The organism is [Phormidium] sp. LEGE 05292 (assembly GCF_015207735.1).
GTDB lineage: Bacteria > Cyanobacteriota > Cyanobacteriia > Cyanobacteriales > Aerosakkonemataceae > Floridanema.
On sequence record NZ_JADEWG010000028.1, the window covers coordinates 1 to 21,138 of the forward strand.

Consider the following 21,138-nt stretch of genomic DNA (forward strand, 5'->3'; position numbering starts at 1 on the left):
GTCCCAAAGTCGGTCTTCTCCGATTCCACCGAAGAAGATTTGAAGCAGGGGTGCAGGGAGGACAAGGGGACAAGGGGAAGCTCATTAACTTAGAACTATTTCCCTAACTCAAAACTCAAAACTTTCCCCCTTCTGCCTTCTTGTAGCTTTTTTGTACCATTAGTATGAAGTATGAAGAACAATTTATCCTTCATACTTTAGATTTTCCATATTGCTCTGAGGAGATGTAGTATCATCAAACCATAGTATTTTTATCTATAATCTTGGGCTTTGATCGATTAATGTCTCACAACTATGCCAGTCAGTTTTTACTGCTGCTACTGTGGCTTGATATTCCGCATTATAGGGGCTATGACAAACTAAAAATACCCTGTACAGATTATAACCAAGATCGATAAATTCTCCCATATTAGGAATTCGATTAAATTCAATTATTTGTTGTTTTGACTTTTGTTCATGATTGTCTTTCATGTATAAACAAATTTTAATCATTGGATTGCTCCTTGGTAGAATTATTGTTAATTTGTCTCTCTTCCCTGTGTGATTTTAACTTAATAAGTGCTAAATCAAAATTTGGCAACATATTGATTAAAACAGTAACTTCACTGGACAAATTACTCATTTCGGAGCAGTGTTACATAAATTTTCACAAGGGTCAATCGATTTGGGATTTTGGATTTTAAATTTTAGATTAAATCCTTTCCCGGCGACCAAAAGCCCCATAGTTCTGGAAGTACAGATAAAATGGTTAAAGTCTTGGACTAGAAAGAATCTGCAATGCCTTCACCAGAGTTAAGTACCGCAAGAGAGCAAGATTTTCAGGAAACAGCCAGTAGCGATGTTGCAGCTGTGAGCGATCGCAACGAGGATCAATACCTCGATGAACTCCCCGACGAAGTGGAGATGTCCCTGTTTGACCATTTGGAGGAGTTACGTCAACGGATTTTTTATGCGTTGATTGCCGTAGCGGTGGGCATAGCAGGTTGTTTCCTATTTGTCAAGCCCATTGTCCAATTATTAGAAGTTCCGGCTCAAGGAATTAAGTTTCTGCAATTGGCTCCTGGGGAGTTCTTTTTTGTATCTTTAAAAGTTGCCGGATATAGCGGTTTGTTGGTAGCTAGTCCGTTTATTTTGTACCAAATTATCCTGTTTGTTTTGCCTGGGTTAACTCGCGGGGAAAGGAGGATTTTAGGGCCAGTAGTTTTAGGTTCTAGTTTTCTATTTTTAGGCGGATTAGTATTTGCTTACAAGCTATTAATTCCAGCTGCGATTACTTTCTTCATCAATTATGGGGAAGATGTTGTAGAGCAGTTGTGGTCAATCGATCGGTATTTTGAATTTGTGTTGTTGCTTTTATTAAGTACAGGTTTAGCTTTTCAGGTTCCCGTTATTCAAATAATCTTAGGATTTATCGGGATTGTAAGTGCTAAACAAATGCTCTCTGCATGGCGATATGTGATGATGGGTGGGGTAGTTTTGGGAGCAATTTTAACTCCTTCTACCGATCCTTTAACGCAAAGTTTGTTAGCGGGAGCAGTAATTGGTTTATATTTTGGTGGCATAGGTTTAGTTTTCTTATTAGTTAATTTGAATGGGGGACAAAAGTTAATTCAATGGATAGTCGATCGATTTAAGAAAAACCAGAAAAAGTCTGCTGAAAATTATAATTCCTCAAGTTCAACAACTCAATCTATAGAAGTAAAACAAGAGGCAGAAGAAGTAATAGAAAAAGATGATACTGCGCCAGTTGCTCATACTTCATCAGAAAATTCTATTGCGGAGATTGCGCCTAATGAAATCAGGGAAGAATCACCCGCAGTTGTAGCAATACAGGAACCAATTCAAAATGGTAGTTCGGTTTGGGCAGATGAGCAATCAAATGGCAATGGAGAAGCTTATAAAAATGGCGTAGTTGCAGCATTCCCGGAAGTAAAAGTTACTGAAGAAACTACAGAAAGTGGTGCAATCTTGCAAGATGAACAGCAAGATTTAGAATTGGATAAGCAGGAAAGTTTAGTGACTGGAAATGAAGAAATTCCTGAAGAAAACCTGGAAATAGGTGGTTACAATATAGAGCCTATTACCGTGTCGGAAGAAATAGAAAAAGTAGTGGAAGAATTACCAGAAGTATCTTTGCCTTTAGCAGAAAGCAAAGTTGAGTCTAATAAACAAGTAGTAACGCAGATGTTTCGGAAACTTTTTCATTCCAGAGTTACTGGCGCTTTATACAAAATTGTGAGTCAATGGGGTGATGAATTAGGAGAAGTAGGGATAAAATGGGCAATAAGTTTAAATCGTCAAGGTGAAGATTGGGTATCAACACCAGATTTAAGTTTTATTCCTTACGAAAAGCTGCCTATTGAATCTTTGCAAGATGAAGTTTGTCCGATCGCACCAGAGTTAATTATTAATATTATGCCTGGTGAAAGAAGTTTTCGGGAGTTGGTGGAAGATGCGATCGCTTATCTAGAAGCAGGCGTACAAAGAGTTTGGTTAGTTGACTATCAAGCAAGAAGTATTACTGTATTTTACGCTGATTCTCGACCTCGGAGTTACACAGGAGAAATGCAGTTAAGCGATCGGCTTTTTGACGGTTTAGAACTTACCCCAGAACAAATTTTTCAACAAGCAAAGTTACCCAAAACCTAAATTAATTATTGTATGCTTCCTTCCTCTTCTCTCTGTGTCCTCTGTGTCTCAGCGGTTTAAAAAACTATTATATTTGAACCGCGTTCGCGTAGCGTGTGCATAGCACGTAAGACGCGAAGGACACGAAGAAAGAAGAAAAGACGTTTCATAAAACCTCTCTACTATCAATACCTTTAGCAAATTTTCCTAAATTTTCTTGTCGCCATTTAGCATCTGCTTTACGATTTGTTTGTATTTCCAAAACTCGAATTCCTTTTTCCGGTAAAGGATTCAATCTTTGCTGTAAATGCTGCCAAGAATTAATTAATTCATATTCCACGTTGTAAGTAGCACAAAGTTGAGCAAAATCTATATCTTGGGGTGTAGCAAAATACTCTTCAAAAGGTGGCTCAAATTTAGAAACAGGCAACATTTCAAAAATTCCGCCACCATTATTATTAATTAAGATAATTGTCAGATGACCGATAAATTTTTTCCTCAGCAAAAAGCCATTGGTATCATGTAATAAAGCTAAATCTCCTGTTAACATAACGCTACTTTTTTGCCGATGAGCAATACCTAAAGCGGTGGATAAAGTACCATCAATTCCATTTGCTCCCCGATTAAAAAAAGGTTGAATGCGCGAATTGTTTGGTTGCCAGAAAAATTCTACATCTCGCACAGGCATACTATTAGCAATAAATATCGGGGTTTCTGTTGGTAAAGTTTGAGGAATTAACCAAGCAACTTTGCTTTCAAATAAGTTTTCTTTAGCTGTCATTTCTTGGTTAATTTTTTGTCTAATTTTTGCTTCAATATCACACCAAATTTGGAGATATTTACTATTAAAATTCGCCTCTAATTGGCAATGATTAACTAATTGTTCGATGGAGATGCGTAAATGAGTTGTTTTCCCATGCAGCGGATCAAAATTGTGATGACTGGGGTCAATTATCCATCTTTTCGGTTGAGTTGTTTCTAGCCAAGTTCGCAGTTCTTTGCTGGTGGGTAAATCCCCGATTTGAATAACAATTTCTGGTGTTAGTTGTTGGGCAATTTGTTGATTTCGCAGAATTAAATCATAAGTGGCAATTAAATAGGGATTGAGTTGGTTATAATTTCTTAATGGCGATAGTCCTTCAGCAAGAACGGGCGCTTTTAAGGTTTGGGAAAGATGGGAAATTGCCTGACAGTATTCTTGTGGGAATGAAGGGCTAGCAGTACCACAAACAATAATTATTCGTTCAGTGTTTCGCCATTCTTGAAAATGATGCAAGATGGAAAATGAAGCATATTTTGGTAATTCTTGCTGAGTTTTTTGGATATAATCGAAGAAGTTTTTTAGAGAAAATTGGGATTTTAAGTAATTACTATTATGGTCGGGAACGGGGGCTAATGGGTCACGAAATGGGATGTTAAAATGTACTGGGCCGGGGGTGGGAAAAAGCGATCGCTCCCACCCATAAACAATAGTTTGTCGTAAGTAATTGAGGATGCTTATTTCTAAGGAAGGGGTGGCTAATTCTGTTTGCCAGTTGGGATAATTGCCGTACATTTTTACTTGATTTATTGTTTGCCCAGAGTGGCAATCTCGCAGTTCGGGAGGTCGATCGGCTGTGAATATTAATAGGGGTATACGGCTTTCTTTTGCTTCGATAATTGCTGGATAAAAGTTCGCGCCAGCAGTACCAGAAGTGCAAATTAAGGCTACGGGTAAATTGGTTTTTTTGGCTATCCCTAAAGCAAAAAATGCTGCCGATCTTTCGTCTAAGATGGGGATAGTTTCTATTTGTTTTTCTTGGGCAAAGGCGATTGTTAAAGGGGTAGAACGTGACCCTGGACAAATAATTGCTGTGGTTAATCCGAGACGTTTTAAGGTTTCGGTAATAATGGAAGCCCAGAGGGTGTTGGTGTTACGAAAGTCTAGGGACATGGAAATAATTTAATAAACCGCTTCAGACGCAGAGGGCACAGAGGAAGATGGGAGATTTTTTTAAATTAGGGCTTTGAGAAGGGCTTGGAGTTTTAGTTGGATTTCTGCTAGTTCTTTTTCGGGATCGGACCCGGCGACAATTCCTGCACCTGCCCAAAGTCTAGCGCGATCGCTTTCGATTAATGCAGAACGAATTCCTACTATAAATTCACTATTTCCTTGATGATCTATCCAGCCTAATGGTGCTGCATAAACGGAACGTTTAAATTTTTCATAACGGCGAATTTGTTTGAGGGCAATATCTCTTGGAACACCAGCAACAGCAGGTGTAGGATGCAGTTCAGCGAGGATTTCTAAAGGGTGAATTCCTATAGGAATTTTACCTCGGATTGGTGTCCATAAATGCTGAATATTGGATAGTTTTAATAAGCCTGGAATGGGCAGCTTTTGTGGTGTTAAACCCAATTTTGATAAGCGTTGAAAGATGAAGTCACTGACAATTTGATGTTCGGATCTGTCTTTTTGGCTAGTGAGTAATTTTTCGGCAAAGTAAGCGTCTTCTATTAAAGTTTTACCTCTGGGTGCTGACCCAGCTAACGCATCAGTTTCTAATTCTTGATTTTGAATTTTAATTAGTCTTTCAGGACTAGCACCAATGAAGCTTTTGCCTTTGCCATTACTGAGGGAAAATACCTGACAGTCAGGATATTTTTGTCGCAAGTTATGTAGGGAATGAATCAGATGAAAAGGTCTGGGTGCTTTGACATCGATCGCATGAGCCAAGACAATTTTGCTAATCTTATCCTGCTTAATTAATTCTAATGCTGATAATACTGATGAATAGAAGTTTGTTTTATCAGTAACATCTTTGGTATGCAAAGCCAATTTATACTCATCAAGGTTGGAAAATTTTAAGGTTTTGGTTAGGTTAATTTGCTGGTATTTTTCCCATATACTTTCACAAGTTTTTTCTATGTTAAGGTTTCTATCTATGATAATATTGCTGATAATTATACAACGATTTTTTTGACAAGAAATTTGCCATTTTGGTAAAAATACCATTGCTGATGGAAATGGAGAATCGCTGTGATTATCTTCATCAAAGAAGGTAAAATTACAGAAGAAATGCGGGCCTGAAAATGGTAAATCTAGGACTCCAATAGCAGTGGTATCGGCGAGGCATGATTCGATAAATTGTTGCACTTGAGAAAAGCGATGAGTTCCTGCTACTTTAAATTTGATAGCTGTGCCAAAAGCAGCGATCGCTTCCGCTTGTTTCGCTTTTTCTCCATAAAAATGGATTTCATTTGGTTGGCAAATTTTATCCAGTACTGCCAGAGGATCGATTGATTTTGCCTCCCAGGAAATACTGACTATTTTGGATGGTCTTTTTTCACTTAAGGTTTGTTTACAAGCAGAAAGAAACTGATTTAGTTCCTGACAATCCTGAATCAGATTTGCATGATGCTGTGTGATTGGCATGGATAAAAAAGTTTGCAAATTTTTTTAAAGTTTGGTTGCCAAAACCGAATTCATGAGCGTATTACTAGTGAGTTAGCACTCTACCTCACGTCCGAGCATTGCTAGGCGGGGGGCAGTTTGCTGATTCTTGCATGGTCAACGCTCCAAATTGAGTGTACCATTGCTCCATTAAAATCATAAAATGATTAAAATTGTGAAACTTAAATTGATTTTGTCTAATGACTACCAATTCGATTAAGCTGACAAACAGAAAGTTGTGGTACGCTGCAATTAAACCACCTATGTATAGCGTTGCCATTATCCCGATTTGGGTAGGCACAGCCGTAGCTTTTGCCGAGAGAAAAATGATTCATGCTGGAATATTTGCCACTTTTTTAATATCAGCGATTTTAATTGTAGCCTGGATTAATCTCAGTAATGATGTTTTTGATTCAGAAACAGGCATTGATGAAAATAAAGCTCATTCTCTGGTAAATTTAACAGGTAATAAATCGTTGATTTTTTGGCTGGGCAATATATTTTTAGCTTTGGGAATTCTAGGAATTTTAGCGATCGCTTGGCTACAACGTGACTTAACTGTAATTGGCATAGTCATTCTTTGCTGTTTTTTAGGCTACACTTACCAAGGGCCACCTTTCCGTTTAGGATACCAAGGTTTAGGAGAAATTATTTGTTTTATTTGTTTTGGCCCTTTAGCAATAGCTGCAGCTTACTATAGCCAAACTCAAACTTTTTCTCTGACCAGTATAGCAGTTTCGGTAATTGTGGGAATTGCCACTAGTTTAATTTTATTTTGCTCCCACTTTCATCAAGTTACAGATGATATAGCTGCGGGAAAGCGCTCGCCAATTGTCCGACTTGGTACTACTAAAGCTTCGCAATTACTACCTTGGTTTGGTGGTAGCATTTATGCGCTAACTGTCATGTTTGTAGCAGGGCAAATTTTTCCGATTTGGACTTTGTTAATTTTTATTAGCTTACCATTTGCGCTGAAATTATTTCGCCATGTTGCTGAATTTCACAACCACCCAGAAAAAGTGAGTAACTGTAAATTTATTGCTGTTAAAACTCATTTTTGGAGTGGTTTGTTTTTAGGTTTAGGGTTTGTAATTCCGGGTTTTTAATGGTTTATCAATTGCAATTTCGTCCCTATCAGCGCTCCTTTGTGCGATCGCTCTCTACCAGTCATGGTAACTGGAAAATTAGAGAGGGAATCATCATTAAATTAATCGATGAAACAGGCACAATTGGTTGGGGAGAAATTGCCCCCCTTCCCTGGTTTGGTTCAGAAACATTAGCCGCAGCTTTAGATTTTTGTTCCCAACTAGGGAAGGAAATTACCACAGAAACTATTTTTGCTATTAGCGATCGATTACCCACTTGTCAATTCGGTTTCCAGTCAGCTTGGGAAGCAATCAAACATCCCCAAAAAGTTACTTTCAACCTCAACTTTAGTGGTTTATTACCTACAGGTGAAGCAGCTTTACATACATGGCAACAACTTTGGCAACAAGGATATCGCACCTTTAAATGGAAAATTGGTGTTTTACCAATTGCCGAAGAAATAGCCATTTTTAAAAAGCTAATTCAAGCTTTACCTAATGAAGCAAAACTAAGACTAGATGCTAACGGGGGGCTAAATTGGGAAACAGCAACCGAGTGGTTAAAAATCAGCGATAATTGGCAAATTGAATTTCTAGAACAACCGTTAGCAGTAGGTGAAGAAAAGTTGATGCTAGAGTTAAGTAAAAATTACTCTACACCCCTAGCTTTAGATGAATCAGTAGCGACAATTGATCAATTAAAAGCTTGTTATCAACTTGGTTGGCGGGGAATTTTCGTGATTAAACCTTGTATTGCTGGTTCACCATTTCATCTGCGTGATTTTTGCAAAGAAAATAACTTAGATGTAGTCTTTTCTTCTGTATTTGAAACTACTATTGGTAGAGAAGCTGCATTCAAATTAGCTAGGGAAATTTCTCATAAAAATCGCCCTTTAGGTTTTGGCATTCACCATTGGTTTAAGGAAGATGAAAAAACATGGTTAGCATCTCTATGGAAAAACCTTTAATTTATTTAGAAAAACGTGCTAACGATCGTTGGTTAATTGGTTATGATAGCCGTGAATTTACTTTACTGACTCAACAGTTACAGTCACAACTTACTCAAAATGCTAATTTAAAAACACCCTTAAAAATTGTCATTGCTGAACGACAACCGATAAAATTACTTGCCAGTTTCATCGCTGCGACTGCTGCTAACAGTTATGTTTTTCTTTGTAATCCAGATTGGGTGAAAGCTGAATGGGAACAGGTTTTAAATTTAGTGCAACCGGATATAATTTGGGGAGATGTAGCAGAAATCGTCTATCAAAAACCCCCAATAAGAACTACGCCATCTCTACCTAATTATCCCTCATCTTTAATTATGATTCCCACTGGCGGTTCATCGGGAAAAATTCGTTTTGCCATGCACAGTTGGGAAACTTTAATGGCATCAGTAAGAGGATTTAAGCACTATTTTAATTTAGAAAAAATTAACTCATTTTGTATTTTACCACTTTATCATGTGAGTGGATTAATGCAATTTATGCGTTCTTTTACTAGTGGTGGTAAATTGGTGATTTCTGCTTTAAAACAACTAGAAAATTGTGAAAAGTATGATATTGAACCCTCAGATTTTGTTGTATCGTTGGTTCCTACACAATTACAACGCTTGCTAGAAAAACCATATTTAACTACTTGGTTATCTCGCTTTCAGACGGTACTTTTAGGCGGCGCACCAGCTTGGTTAGAACTTTTAGAAACATCGAGAAATTACGGGATTCGTTTAGCGCCTACTTATGGAATGACAGAAACCGCATCTCAAATTGCTACTTTGAAACCAGAAGCTTTTTTAGCAGGAAATAATACTAGTGGTCAAATTCTTCCCCATGCCAAAGTAATAATTAAAGGTAAAAATGAGGAAATATTGGGTATAAATCAAACAGGTATTATTAACATTCAAGCCGATTCTTTGGCATTAGGTTATTATCCAGAATTCTTTCCCAATCAAGAAGAATTCCAATTAGATGATTTAGGATATATTGATGAGAATGGTAACTTAAAAATTGTAGGACGTAACAGTAATAAAATCATCACTGGGGGAGAAAATGTATTTCCTAATGAGGTAGAAGCAGCTATTATTGCTACTCAAATGGTTGAGGATGTTTGTGTAATTGGTTTACCTGATTCTCAATGGGGTGAAATAGTCACAGCAATTTATGTTCCTAAATTCCCTGATATTAATATTAGTAATTTAAAAACAGCTATGGAAAATAAATTGAGTAAATTTAAACATCCCAAAAAGTGGATTGCTGTAGAAAATTTGCCACGCAATGCACAGGGAAAGGTAAACCGCCAACGATTACAAGAAATCGCTACTACAGCAGTCCTATCTGAGTGATGAACTCCTCTTCTCTTTCCTCTGTGTCCTCTGCGCCTCTGCGGTTCAAAAAATTTTCCAACTAGAAATAAAACAGAATTTCTATATTAATAGCTGTAACCAATAAAGAATTTCTGAGGGGACTTCTTTTCTGGTTCTCGTATTGGGATCAATACAAATATGCCTGGTAATTGCCTTAGCTATAATCTCATTATCAGGAGTATTAATTTGATAATTAATTTCAAACTTTTGGGAGTTTAATTGGTTAATAGATAAGTTAATTAATATGCGATCGCCACAAAACATTGGACGCAGAAAGTCCGCACTAGCATGAACAATGGGAATAGCAAAATCATCGTTTCTAAAAAATTGTTGAAGATTAATATTAGATACATTTAGCGATTCTTCATAAGCTTCATGGCAAATTGCTAAAACATTGGCAAAGTAAACAACGCCAGCTGCGTCAGTGTCTTGAAAGCGAATGGTACGACTATAAGTAAAGGGCATATTTTCTAACTCACTTTAGTAATTAAAGATTGGGTGGTTAACCCACCCTCTTTTGATTTATAGAGAATTTCTGGGACACAAAGTGTTCAGAAGTAGGTCTGGATCGAGAGTTTTATCTAAGCTTGTATTTTTAGTCAAAAAAACCATCCTTTTGCCTTTGAAAATTAAGATCGGTGGCTGCTTAGCATTACTATTGTAAGCACTTATTTGGGAGAACAAGTTACCTAAATTTCCCGAACGGTTTCTAATACTTAATACCCCATCTTGACTACCATAAGGGCCTGAAGAATTGCAAATAGAATTATTAGCGGTAGGATCGCTGGAAACTAATCCGACGAAGGTACCACCGTTACCCATTAAATAAGCATTACCGTCTAATTGGGGAATTATCTGCAAAATTCGCCCATGACTTGCTAATAATATTTCCTGAGAATTCTGATTTGTTGCTGTTGGCGTAAAGGAAACAGCCAGAACTTGAACTGACATCAAAGCTAAGGTTTGAACTGCTAATAATGGGGAAGTCAAGCCTATAAAACGTAAGAACTGAATCATAATTTATACTTAAAAGTTAGTCATGTTGCTTAATTCAATATTCGCAAAATATTTAGTTGTTAGCAATTATTGTAATTAATCTGTAATAGTTAGGAATACTTTTGGTTAGCTTATGAGTAGCATCGTCTGGCTTCCCCTTTTTTAAGGGAAGAGGGGGATTGCCTACGGTACGCTACGGGAACGAAAATGCTTCAACTCAGTTACTAAACAAAAACCCCTCACAAGCTATGTTTTACTGGCGAGGGGTTTTATCAGGGTGCATCTACTATAAATTAATTAAAGCCTGAAGTCGCTATTGGCAGCTTCACACTTTTGGGTGAAGTTTAGTTATTTGGGAGAGTGTATTGCTTTGTCTGATTTTACGCAGTTTAGCGATCGCAATCTATTAATCGCTGCTGCTAACTCAAATTTGCGGAAAACTGCTAAATCTCCTTGAGGAAAACGAGTCAAAATATCCAATCCTCGCAACTCGATATCTGCCATAATTTGATTGAGAATTTCTGGCAAAGTAGCAGTTTTATTAGCATATTGACGGACTGCATAAACCATCGCTTCTGCGATCGCCCTAGACTGTGCTTTATCCACAATTTGTTCTACTGCTGATAAGTCAATATCTTCGCCACCAAATACCATTTCATCCACATCTCTAACTTTTAATCTTACTTGTTTCTGGCGATAACTAGGATCGATCGTTTCAGGGATTGGGATGCGTGGCATAATTTGACCGAACTTTTCGCCGCCTTCAGCTTGTCTTTGATTAGCATATTGATTGGCGATTTCTTTAGCTTTTGCTGTCACATCTTGCGGCTGAAAATTCTGCATCGCAATCACTGTGTCTGCTACTTCAAAATAATCACCGCTACCGCCCATTACCAAGATTGAAGACACATTATAATCGGTGTATAATTGCCGGACTTTATCAATAAATGGGGTGATTGGTTCCTGATTTTTGGCAATTAAAACTTGCATTCTTTGGTCACGAATCATGAAGTTTGTCGCGGCTGTATCTTCATCTATTAGTAATACTTGGCTACCGATTTCTAATGCTTCCATAATATTTGCTGCTTGGGAAGTGCTACCACTGGCGTTTGTGGTGGAAAAATTAGTAGTTGAACGGTCTTGAGGTAAGTTACTAATAAATGGTGAAATGTCAACATTAGCAACAGATCTGCCATCCTCCGCACGGATTTTTACTGCGGCGGGATTAGTAACTACAAATTCTCTACCGTCATCGGGAATATGATTATAAATTCCTACTTCTATTGCTTTTAATAAGGTAGATTTGCCGTGATATCCGCCGCCGACAATTAGGGTAACACCTGCGGGTATTCCCATCCCAGTAATTAAGCCTTGATTGGGACGATCAAATTCAATTTTTAAAGATTCTGGAGATTGAAAAGCGATCGCACTTTCCACCAAAGGTCGATCGTCAACTCCACTGCGTCGAGGTAAAATCGCCCCATCAGCAATAAAAGCTATTAAGCCTTTATTTGCTAATTCCTGCCTTAGCCAATCTGCATCTTCAACAGTTTCTACATGATGTTTAATTTTATTGGCATCTAACCGTTGATATTTAAGTGCTAAATTGACAAGTTGTGGCACTTGATCGCAAAGCATTTCGATCGCTTGATATCCTAAAATTCTGCGTCCGCCAGCAGGTAAGCCTACAACAAAACGCACTTCAACAAATTCGCTGTTAATAACTACAGAATTACGTTCTAAAACTTCTTGACCGACAGGTAAAATAGAAATTAATCCACTATTTCCTGTACCTCTTTTTTGCTTAAATTTCTGCGTACAAACATCAAAATATCGCGTTAAATAATCTCTTAAGGCAATTTCTCTGCTTTTAGTTTGGTAAAGTTCCACTGGAAATTTAGCGACTGTCATCGGAACTTTAACTCGAATGTGACTGGGACTAGCAAAAGGATCGCCTTGTACGCGATCGATTATCAAAGTAAAATCAGTAAAATCGTAACTTCCTTGAATATCCTGATAAGCTTTATATCCACGTCCATCTAATCTAATTAACTCTTGACGCAGTTTCTCTTGGTTAGCCATAATTAAAAACGAAAATCTTTAACAAAATATGTGTTAGCCCGAATCTTGGGCAAAAGCGAGAATATGTTCAGCGATTATTTGTGGTTGTTCCAATTGCGGTGCATGACCACAATCTTTAATCCATATTAGTTTACTATGGGTAATATCTCGCTGAAACTTCTTAGCGTCTTCTGTTCCTAATGTTTCATCCGACTCGCCCCAAAGGATGAGAGTTGATTTGTCAATCTGGGCGATTTTATCACCTAACCAACTGTAGCCGCAACTTTTAGTAAAACTAATCATTGCTTCTACCCATCTGGGCATTTCGAGATGTAAAGTGACAGATTTCAAAGCTAAGAAATCAACAGAATTCTTATTAATCATCTTAACTATATTTAATGCTTGAAGTTTGCGCTGTCGCCAATATTCTACTGCTAAGTAATCGCAAGGAGGAAAGAGATATTTTCCGAAGTTGAAACTCCCTGAATAACCAACGCTGTCAATTAATATTAACTTTTTTACTGCTTGGGGATAGCTAATAGTAAAGTCAATTGCTGCTGCACCTCCCATAGAACAACCTAACAAAATCATTGGTCGATCGATCAGAGATTTCCAGCAACAGTAGAGATGAGTTTTAATAGTAGATGGATTGAAATTAATACCTTCGATTCTATCTGTAAATCCGAAACCTAATAAATCGATCGCCCAAGTTTCATTTTTAGCAGCGAGTAAAGGAAACAGGCGATAAAATTCTAACAGCGAACTATCAAAACCATGTAATAACAAAATTGGAATTCCACCTTTACCTGCTTTTATATAAGCTGTCGAAATTGGTTGCTTATTTAAAGGTGTAGCGATCGCTTTTTGCTGAATTTTTTCTCGTAGTTGAGTAACTGCATCTTGGGTAAACATTTTAGTTGTGCGATCGCTTCCTATTCATTTTACAAAAATTTCCGGCTCTGGCTCATCAAATTTACTTTTATTATTAATTTTAGATACAAAGCACTGCCATAATAACAATGTAGTGATGTTGACAGAATAATTTTATGCCGATTATCCATAAAATAATTGAAGTAGAAACTAGCGAAGGAATCAGCATTTTTAATATTACACCACAGATCGGTAAATTCCTGCAACATACGGGCATAAAAAACGGTCAAGTTTTAGTTTTTTCTCGTCACACAACCACAGCTTTAGCTATCAATGAAAACGAAGAAAGATTGCTGGAAGATGTGAAAGTATATTTAAGAAAATTAGCCCCAGAAACAGACAAGTATTTGCATAACGATCTACACCTGAGAGTTGTCCCAGAAGATGAACCAATGAATGCTCATTCTCATTTAATGTCGATGATGTTAAGTACTAGCGAAGTAGTGCCAATTGTCGATGGAAAATTAGCTTTAGGTACTTGGCAATCTGTGTTATTTTTTGATTTGGATGGGCCGAGAAAAAGGACAGTTTTTTTGCAAATTAGTGGGGAATAAGGGACAGGATCAGGATTTATGGATTTACATGATGAACAGGATTGATTAAGGAATTGATTAGGATTAATACTGTTTATCATGTAAATCCATTAATACTGCTCAAAAGCTCATTTGGGGATGAATTAATTGATAACCTGCTTGTTTGATTTTTTGATTGGATACCTTAGCGTTGTAAGGTCGGTTACTATTTTGGGAAGCATCCCAAGAAACTTTGGGTAAATTGTGGGTTTCAAAAAGGCGATCGAGCAATTCCCGACTAGGTAAATAAGCATCATTTACTAAGTTATAAACACCTGATAATTGATGCTGTCTAGCAAATTTGATCGCACCCACAATATCATCTAAATGAATCCAATTTGTAGTATCCTCGCCATTACCCGGACGAGTTGCACCAACAGCCCTACCAAATATTTTGATCAGTTCTCTACCAGGGCCAAAAATACCGCCTAATCTGAGAATACAAACCTTTAAATTCTCACTAGATGCAGAAAGTAAAACTTGTTCAGTTTCCGCTAAAATTTGCCCATTTGCGGTAGTAGGTGAAAGCGGCGTTGACTCATCTACCCAATCGCCATTCTTATCACCATAAACCGAGTAAGTTCCAGTATAAATCAATTGCTTAATGCTGGAATTTCCTTGTAAAATTGGAACTAAATTTTTCGCAGTATGTAGGTAAGTTTCTTCGTAAGTATTTGCGCCTTTTGCGCCCACACTCAACAAGACAACTTCTTGATTTTCAAGGACTTTTGCTAAACCTTCCGAATCATTCCCTCGAACTACAAAAACCTTTTGAGAAACTGCTTCTAATTCGGCAACTCGTTCAGGATTAGTTGTAGTTGTAGTCACCGAAAAGCCCAAATCTTTTTGCCAAAGACGGGCAACATTATAACCAACATAGCCACAACCAATAATAGCAATATTCATCAGCAACCTTCTTCTTATCTGTGTTCATCTGCGTTTATCTGCTTCCATCTGCGTACCCTAAAAAACTCAGAGTACACAGATGATTAATTAAGCTGCAAAACTATTAGCAACTCGACGTTCTAAAAGAACTTCAAAACGAATCCCAGGTTTCGGTTCCAAAACCTTAGTTGCCAAATTATTTTCTGCCAACTTAGCCCGAAACTCTTGTGTAGTTCCTATATCTTTTAGGAATTTTACCAGTAAACCATCATATTCGATATCACCACCTGCTGCTGTTGGTAACATCACTTGTGGTTTAACCATTTGGGCAACTTCTAAAGCACTTTTTGTTCCTTTAATAATTGAGCCAACTAAAGGTAAAGCTAAGTCAATTATTGGGGTAATTACCACATCAATTGGCGCAACTTCTTTTAAAGTTGGAGAATGGGAACCGTGAGGCTCATAATATAAAGTAAAACCACTTTCTAACTCCTTTAACAAGTAGCCATTCTCGACAGTAGTTGGGCCGATCGAAGAACCTGGAACCGCTTTAATTTCTACGCTATTATTTAAGTTGAAAATCTCACAATGAGTGAGTGCTTTTACTTGCTGATAACCTAACTCTTGTACTACTTTAGCGGCATTGGGAGAACCAACAACGGGAATGTTACGGTTAAGTTGTTTGAGAGTTGCTGGGTGGGCGTGGTCTTCCAAACCTTGAGACAGTAGAATTAAGTCAATGTTTTCGGGAATTTGACGATCGCTTTTCCGCGAACCTTTAAACAACCATTCCTGATTACCAAATACTAACGACCCCACCAGCCAAGGGTCAACTAAAATTTTTTGACCACCTATTTCGATTAACCAAGAATTACTGTCCAGCCAGGTCAGATACATAGTAACTTTTCCGATAACTCCTGTTTCTTATTTTAGGCTTATGTTACGTTCTGTTAACTGGGTCCGATCGCCCCAATTCTGGCATACCTTCAGTCCTTTAAGTATATTTAAGGTATAAAAAGTAACTAAAATAGTGTTAATAATTACTTAATAAAAGCACTCAGCAAACACAGTAACCCCTTACGAGGCAAATCTTAGGGAAGACGAGTAAAATAATTGATCATGTGTAACTAATTGCACCTTCATAATTCAGTAATATTCCGATTTAAAACCTGCCTTTTTGTAATATCAACGAATTGTCCACAGTAACTTTATTCACTTTAGTTTCCCGAAAATTTGCTTTAGCTTCATCCTTTTGGGTGAACCAATCAGAGGAAGTTCTGAAAACAGCATGAAACATATTATACAGATGCCAAATAAATAAATTGCATCAAGTACTACAACCGACAGCAGCTAAATTTTAAGGAAATCTTTCAATTAGGTACATACCGCAACCAAGCAAAAGCAGTAATACTAAAAATTATCTCTTAGTATTTACTAATCTCAAAAGTTTTCTGCAATACAAAACTCTCAAGATTGAATCAATTAAAGTTTGAGGCATTACCCAGAGGTAGCCATGAAAGTCACAAATAACGAAGAACTAGAGCAACTTATCCAACGAGTCAAAGCAGCGCAAAGAAAATATGCCACTTACACTCAAGAACAAGTTGACACCATATTTAAGAAAGCCGCACTAGCAGCTAATACTGCGCGTATCCCTTTGGCAAAAATGACAGTTGCCGAAACGGGAATGGGTGTAGTTGAAGACAAAGTGATCAAAAATCACTTTGCATCGGAAATTATCTATAACAAATATAAAGCTGATAAAACCTGCGGCGTAATCGAAGAAGACAAAGCATTTGGGATTCAAAAAATTGCCGAACCAGTAGGAATTTTGGCAGGTATTGTTCCCACAACTAACCCGACTTCTACCGCAATTTTTAAAGCTTTAATTGCACTGAAAACCCGCAACGCAATTATCTTTTCTCCTCACCCACGCGCCAAAGATTGCACGATCGCAGCAGCAAGAATCGTCCTGGAAGCAGCAGTTGCAGCAGGCGCACCCGAAGATATTATCGGTTGGATTGATGAACCTACCGTGCCACTTTCGCAAGCGTTAATGCAGCATCCTGACATTAATTTGATTTTAGCTACAGGTGGCCCCGGAATGGTGCGGGCAGCTTACTCTTCAGGACACCCATCTTTAGGAGTTGGTGCCGGAAATACTCCAGCATTAATCGATTCTTCTGCTCATTTGAAAATGGCAGTTTCCTCAATTATTCTGAGTAAAACCTTCGATAATGGCATGATTTGTGCTAGCGAACAGTCAGTGATTGTCGTCGATGATGTTTATGAAGAAGTGCGGAAAGAATTTATCGATCGCGGTGCTTATTTCCTCAATCCAGAAGAACGGGAAAAATTTGCGAAATTAATCATCATCAACGGACGGTTAAACGCGGATATCGTCGGACAACCTGTTAGCAGATTAGCAGAATTAGCCGGAGTTATTATTCCCGAAGATACCAGAGTAATCATTGGTGAAGTAGAAAAAATTGGTACTGATGAACCCTTCGCCTTTGAAAAATTATCGCCAATTTTGGCAATGTATCGCGCTACAGACTATGAAGATGCGGTAGACAAAGCCGAACAATTGGTATTATTTGGAGGCAGAGGGCATACCGCAGTTCTTTATACTTCACCTTCCAATGTTGAACATATCAAATGGTTTGAAGACAAAGTACAAACTGCCCGGGTTTTGATTAACACGCCATCTTCCCAAGGTGCGATCGGAGATTTATACAACTTCCGTCTCGATCCATCATTAACATTAGGTTGCGGAACTTGGGGCGGTAATTCAATCAGCGAAAACGTCGAACCAAAACACCTGCTAAACATCAAAACTGTTGCCGAACGACGGGAAAATATGTTGTGGTTCCGCATTCCGCCAAAAGTTTACTTTAAGTATGGTGCATTGCCAGTAGCAATTCGAGAATTAGCCGGAAAACGTCGCGCATTTATTGTTACTGACAAACCATTGTATGACTTAGGTGTTACCAATCCTTTAGAAGCAGCATTAGAAGAAATCGGCTTAAAATATGACACCTTTTATGATGTCGAACCCGATCCTTCTTTGGAAACAGTGGAACGTGGTTTAGCACTGATGAATACTTTTCAACCTGATGTGATTATAGCGATCGGTGGTGGTTCCCCGATGGATGCTGCGAAAATCATGTGGTTGTTGTACGAACACCCAGAAATCGAATTTGAAGGTTTGGCAATGCGGTTTATGGACATCCGCAAACGGGTTTATGAGTTGCCACCTTTAGGCGATAAAGCAATTATGATTGCTGTTCCTACCACATCGGGAACTGGTTCAGAAGTAACACCATTTGCCGTTGTTACCGATCGCCGCACCAACATCAAGTATCCTTTGGCAGATTATGCTTTGACACCAACAATGGCGATCGTCGATCCCGAATTGGTGTTAAATATGCCGAAGAAACTAACAGCTTATGGTGGAATTGATGCGTTAACTCATGCTTTAGAAGCTTACGTTTCTGTGTTAGCTTCGGAATACACCAACAGCATGGCACTAGAAGCAATTCGGTTAATCTTTAAGTATTTGCCAAGTGCTTATCATAATGGGGCAAACGATCCAAAAGCGCGGGAAAAAATGCACTATGCTTCGACGATCGCAGGCATGGCATTTGCTAACAGCTTCCTGGGAATTTGTCACTCAATGGCGCACCAATTAGGGGCAACTTTCCATGTACCTCACGGTTTAGCTAACGCCTTGATGATTTCTCATGTGATCAAGTACAACTCAACCGATGCACCATTCAAACAAGCTACTTTCTCGCAATACAAATATCCTAATGCCAAATGGCGTTATGCCCGGATTGCTAGTTATTTAGGATTACCCGGAGAAACAGACGAAGAGAAAGTTAACAGTTTGATTGCAGCAGTAGAAGACTTGAAGCGCCAGTTAGATATTCCAGTGGCAATCAAAGAAGTAATCATGGAAAGTAAAGCGGAATTTTACGCTAAGTTAGAACATCTAGCAGATCAAGCTTTTGACGATCAATGTACAGGTGCTAACCCTCGTTATCCGTTAATTACTGATTTGAAACAACTGTTGGAAGATGCTTATGAAGGTACTCCAGTGGTTGATGAAAGTCTGTTTTCAACTAATGGGAATGGTCATGTAATTGGTGTAGCGGATGTAAAACCCGATCCGCAACCTGTGAGTTAGGGTTTGGGGACAGGGGATTGGGAAAACTGAAGAATAAAGGTTTCTTCCCTATCCCCTTTCCCGATAATACTCAATCTGCTTGCCTGAATCTTTTTTTAGTGTTCATCTGTTTACCCTACGGGAAGGCTACGCCTACATCTGTGGTTAAAAATCAAACTCTCTGCATCCCACAAGAACAAACCAAATTAAAACTGACGATTGACGGCGGAACTATACATCAAAAAGTTCAGTTTGTCTGTTCTAGTGGGAGAAAAGTATACGCTTTTTTTATATAAAAAGTACAAATACTTACAAAAAATGTATTATTTTGATAATTTACGTTAAGTTATGTTCTAATTTGATAAGGAACTTTAGAGCAGGAGAGTGGCTTGTGCTTTTCTCCTGAACTGATAACTTAAATTAATGGTCTTTCAAAGCTGAAAAAAGCTAGTTATATGATGCGTAAGGTTTCTTTTGTCGGTACAGCATTGTTCGGTTTGATTGCTTCTGCTGCTTTATTGTCAAGCTGTGGTCAAAAAACCGAAACCCCTACTTCTCCAGCAGCAACTTCTCCCACTCCTAACGTTGTATCTCCTGTAGCTGGTTCTTCAACCACCAGCAATGCTTCTCCCGTTGCAGACTCTTCAGCTAACACTGCATCTCCCGCTGCTGAGTCCACTGCTAGCAACACTACATCTACCGTAGCGGCTTCCCCCTCTACTGCATCTGCTGATACTACAGCTAGCACTGCAACTCCTACTGATTCTACAACTGCTAGCACTACCACGCAGTCTCCCGCCGCAACTACTGCTTCTAGTACTCCCGGAACTGGTGTACCTGAGTTGATTTCTGCTGCTGCTTTTGAAGAAATTGATGCTAACAAAGCAGGTAAAATTACTGTTGAAGATTTTGTAGGTTACTACACCGAAAAAGCTGATTCTGCTAATAAACTGAGCAAAGAAGATGCCCAGAAAAAGTTCAAGCAACTTGATAAAGATAATGATGGTAGCTTGACAAAGGAAGAAGCTACTGGTCAAAAGTAGTTCATTTGGTAAAGTTTTGCCTGAAGGAATTTTTTAGGCTTATTTTTAAATTGGACTTGGGAGATTTTTTCCGAAGTCCAATTTTTAGTTCGTTGTAAGCGCTTAAGCGCTTTTCCTACTGAAGTAGGAACAACGAACTTTTTGACAGTATTTTTATAGCAGGTAATTTTTGGTGAGGATTAGACCTTTTGCGAAAGTAGGCAATGCGCCTATTCATCTGTGTTGATCTATGAATATCTGTGGATACTTGTGGTAAAAAATCCGAGATTTTTGTTTATAAATTTAAAACATCGCAATGGAAATAGAGTTTTAGTTAATATTAAGATTTTTCAGGAAAAGTTGATATTTTTTGGTAAGAAGACAACATTAGAGTTAAATTTTTGTTATCATAGTATGGTTAGCTAAATCAACCCTAAATTTCAGAGGAAATTATTATCGTTACAAAACAACTGATTAATCGGCAAATCAAATCCGCTCAGGTTCTTCTGATTGACCATGAGAATATCAATCGTGGTTTAACAGATACCAGTGAAGCCCTAAAACTTGCTGAGAGTGTAGATCTCGACCTGGTGATCGTCTCTGAAGGAAAAGAGATTCCAGTAGCGAAGATTTTGAACTTCGGTAAGCATCAGTACCAACAGAAAAAACGTCAACATTCTAGCGCCAGAACCACTGTTAAAGAAGTTAGGTTGCGTCCTAATATTGGTGAATCGGATTACACCTTACGTATTAATAGAGCGATCGAGTGGTTAGGAAAGGGTGATTCCGTAAAATTTCAGCTACGTTTACGAGGACGGGAACATCAAAACCGCGATCGCGCTTTAGAGTTGCTAAACCGAATAGTTACAGACCTGTCTCAAGCTGGTAAAGTCCAATCCTTAGATAAAGGGTCATTAATTGTGCAGATGATTCCCGGTTAAACTATATTTCTTAGCAATCTATTGCACAGTTGTAATAAGTTGCCACTAAAAAAGG

17 protein-coding genes and 1 pseudogene are annotated in these 21,138 nt (G+C 38.2%); 9 read left to right on the forward strand and 9 right to left on the reverse strand.

Annotation, left to right across the window (positions count from 1 at the left end; genetic code table 11):
* Window positions 1-255 precede the first annotated feature (255 nt).
* Window positions 256-492, reverse strand: coding sequence for a hypothetical protein (locus tag IQ264_RS10695; RefSeq protein ID WP_193980763.1), 237 nt, complete (start codon window positions 490-492; stop codon window positions 256-258).
* 285 nt (window positions 493-777) lie between these two features.
* Between IQ264_RS10695 and tatC the strand changes: the two are divergent.
* Window positions 778-1,581 (forward strand): annotated as a pseudogene (gene tatC, locus IQ264_RS32890) (twin-arginine translocase subunit TatC); the annotation flags it as partial.
* 603 nt (window positions 1,582-2,184) lie between these two features.
* A complete protein-coding gene (locus IQ264_RS32895; protein WP_228061448.1) occupies window positions 2,185-2,649 on the forward strand; it encodes a Uma2 family endonuclease in 465 nt (154 codons plus the stop codon).
* Between the two features lie 145 nt (window positions 2,650-2,794).
* Here the strand turns inward: IQ264_RS32895 and menD are convergent, their stop codons facing one another.
* Window positions 2,795-4,561 (reverse strand): 2-succinyl-5-enolpyruvyl-6-hydroxy-3-cyclohexene-1-carboxylic-acid synthase, encoded by a 1,767-nt coding sequence (menD, locus tag IQ264_RS10705; RefSeq protein WP_193980765.1) that lies wholly within the window; start codon window positions 4,559-4,561, stop codon window positions 2,795-2,797.
* Window positions 4,562-4,621: 60 nt separating this feature from the next.
* Window positions 4,622-6,043, reverse strand: coding sequence for an isochorismate synthase (locus tag IQ264_RS10710; RefSeq protein WP_193980766.1), 1,422 nt, complete (start codon window positions 6,041-6,043; stop codon window positions 4,622-4,624).
* Window positions 6,044-6,261: 218 nt separating this feature from the next.
* Between IQ264_RS10710 and menA the strand changes: the two genes are divergently transcribed.
* From menA to IQ264_RS10725, 3 genes are read left to right on the forward strand one after another with little or no spacing between them, the layout of a single operon-like run.
* Window positions 6,262-7,167 carry a 2-carboxy-1,4-naphthoquinone phytyltransferase gene (gene menA / locus IQ264_RS10715; protein WP_193980767.1) on the forward strand — a complete coding sequence of 302 codons (906 nt, stop codon included), beginning with the start codon at window positions 6,262-6,264 and terminating at the stop codon, window positions 7,165-7,167.
* Entirely contained in the window at window positions 7,167-8,114 is a 948-nt protein-coding gene (locus IQ264_RS10720; protein ID WP_193980768.1) for an o-succinylbenzoate synthase, read from the forward strand. The genes menA and IQ264_RS10720 overlap by 1 nt, the downstream gene beginning before the upstream one ends.
* Window positions 8,084-9,487, forward strand: a complete 1,404-nt coding sequence (locus IQ264_RS10725; protein ID WP_228061441.1) for a 2-succinylbenzoate--CoA ligase — start codon at window positions 8,084-8,086, stop codon at window positions 9,485-9,487. The genes IQ264_RS10720 and IQ264_RS10725 overlap by 31 nt, the downstream gene beginning before the upstream one ends.
* 81 nt (window positions 9,488-9,568) lie before the next feature.
* Here the strand turns inward: IQ264_RS10725 and IQ264_RS10730 are convergent, their stop codons facing one another.
* The 4 genes from IQ264_RS10730 to IQ264_RS10745 all read right to left on the reverse strand — a co-directional run bounded on the left by IQ264_RS10730 (window position 9,569) and on the right by IQ264_RS10745 (window position 13,477).
* The gene (locus IQ264_RS10730; RefSeq protein WP_193980769.1) at window positions 9,569-9,973 is read right to left on the reverse strand and encodes an acyl-CoA thioesterase; all 405 of its coding nucleotides are present in this window, start codon (window positions 9,971-9,973) and stop codon (window positions 9,569-9,571) included.
* 57 nt (window positions 9,974-10,030) lie between these two features.
* Window positions 10,031-10,525: a hypothetical protein gene (locus IQ264_RS10735; RefSeq protein ID WP_193980770.1), complete on the reverse strand. Its 495-nt coding sequence runs from the start codon at window positions 10,523-10,525 to the stop codon at window positions 10,031-10,033.
* Window positions 10,526-10,852: 327 nt separating this feature from the next.
* Entirely contained in the window at window positions 10,853-12,586 is a 1,734-nt protein-coding gene (locus IQ264_RS10740) for an ABC-ATPase domain-containing protein (protein ID WP_193980771.1), read from the reverse strand.
* A gap of 33 nt (window positions 12,587-12,619) precedes the next feature.
* Entirely contained in the window at window positions 12,620-13,477 is an 858-nt protein-coding gene (locus IQ264_RS10745) for an alpha/beta fold hydrolase (RefSeq protein ID WP_193980772.1), read from the reverse strand.
* Between the two features lie 134 nt (window positions 13,478-13,611).
* Here IQ264_RS10745 and IQ264_RS10750 point away from each other — a divergent pair, with 134 nt between their 5' ends.
* Window positions 13,612-14,049: a secondary thiamine-phosphate synthase enzyme YjbQ gene (locus IQ264_RS10750; RefSeq protein WP_193980773.1), complete on the forward strand. Its 438-nt coding sequence runs from the start codon at window positions 13,612-13,614 to the stop codon at window positions 14,047-14,049.
* 99 nt (window positions 14,050-14,148) lie between these two features.
* Here IQ264_RS10750 and IQ264_RS10755 read toward each other — a convergent pair whose 3' ends face one another.
* Both IQ264_RS10755 and IQ264_RS10760 read right to left on the reverse strand, forming a co-directional pair.
* Window positions 14,149-14,973 carry an SDR family oxidoreductase gene (locus IQ264_RS10755; protein WP_193980774.1) on the reverse strand — a complete coding sequence of 275 codons (825 nt, stop codon included), beginning with the start codon at window positions 14,971-14,973 and terminating at the stop codon, window positions 14,149-14,151.
* 87 nt (window positions 14,974-15,060) lie between these two features.
* The gene (locus IQ264_RS10760; RefSeq protein WP_193980775.1) at window positions 15,061-15,849 is read right to left on the reverse strand and encodes an MBL fold metallo-hydrolase; all 789 of its coding nucleotides are present in this window, start codon (window positions 15,847-15,849) and stop codon (window positions 15,061-15,063) included.
* A 616-nt stretch (window positions 15,850-16,465) separates the two neighbouring features.
* On the opposite strand from IQ264_RS10760, the gene adhE reads away from it, so the two are divergent.
* The 3 genes from adhE (at window position 16,466) to infC (ending at window position 21,083) form a co-directional block, all read left to right on the forward strand.
* A complete protein-coding gene (gene adhE, locus IQ264_RS10765; RefSeq protein WP_193980776.1) occupies window positions 16,466-19,141 on the forward strand; it encodes a bifunctional acetaldehyde-CoA/alcohol dehydrogenase in 2,676 nt (891 codons plus the stop codon).
* Window positions 19,142-19,575: 434 nt separating this feature from the next.
* Window positions 19,576-20,163: an EF-hand domain-containing protein gene (locus IQ264_RS10770; protein ID WP_193980777.1), complete on the forward strand. Its 588-nt coding sequence runs from the start codon at window positions 19,576-19,578 to the stop codon at window positions 20,161-20,163.
* 452 nt (window positions 20,164-20,615) lie between these two features.
* Window positions 20,616-21,083, forward strand: coding sequence for a translation initiation factor IF-3 (gene infC, locus IQ264_RS10775; RefSeq protein WP_322744659.1), 468 nt, complete (start codon window positions 20,616-20,618; stop codon window positions 21,081-21,083).
* Window positions 21,084-21,138 lie beyond the last annotated feature (55 nt).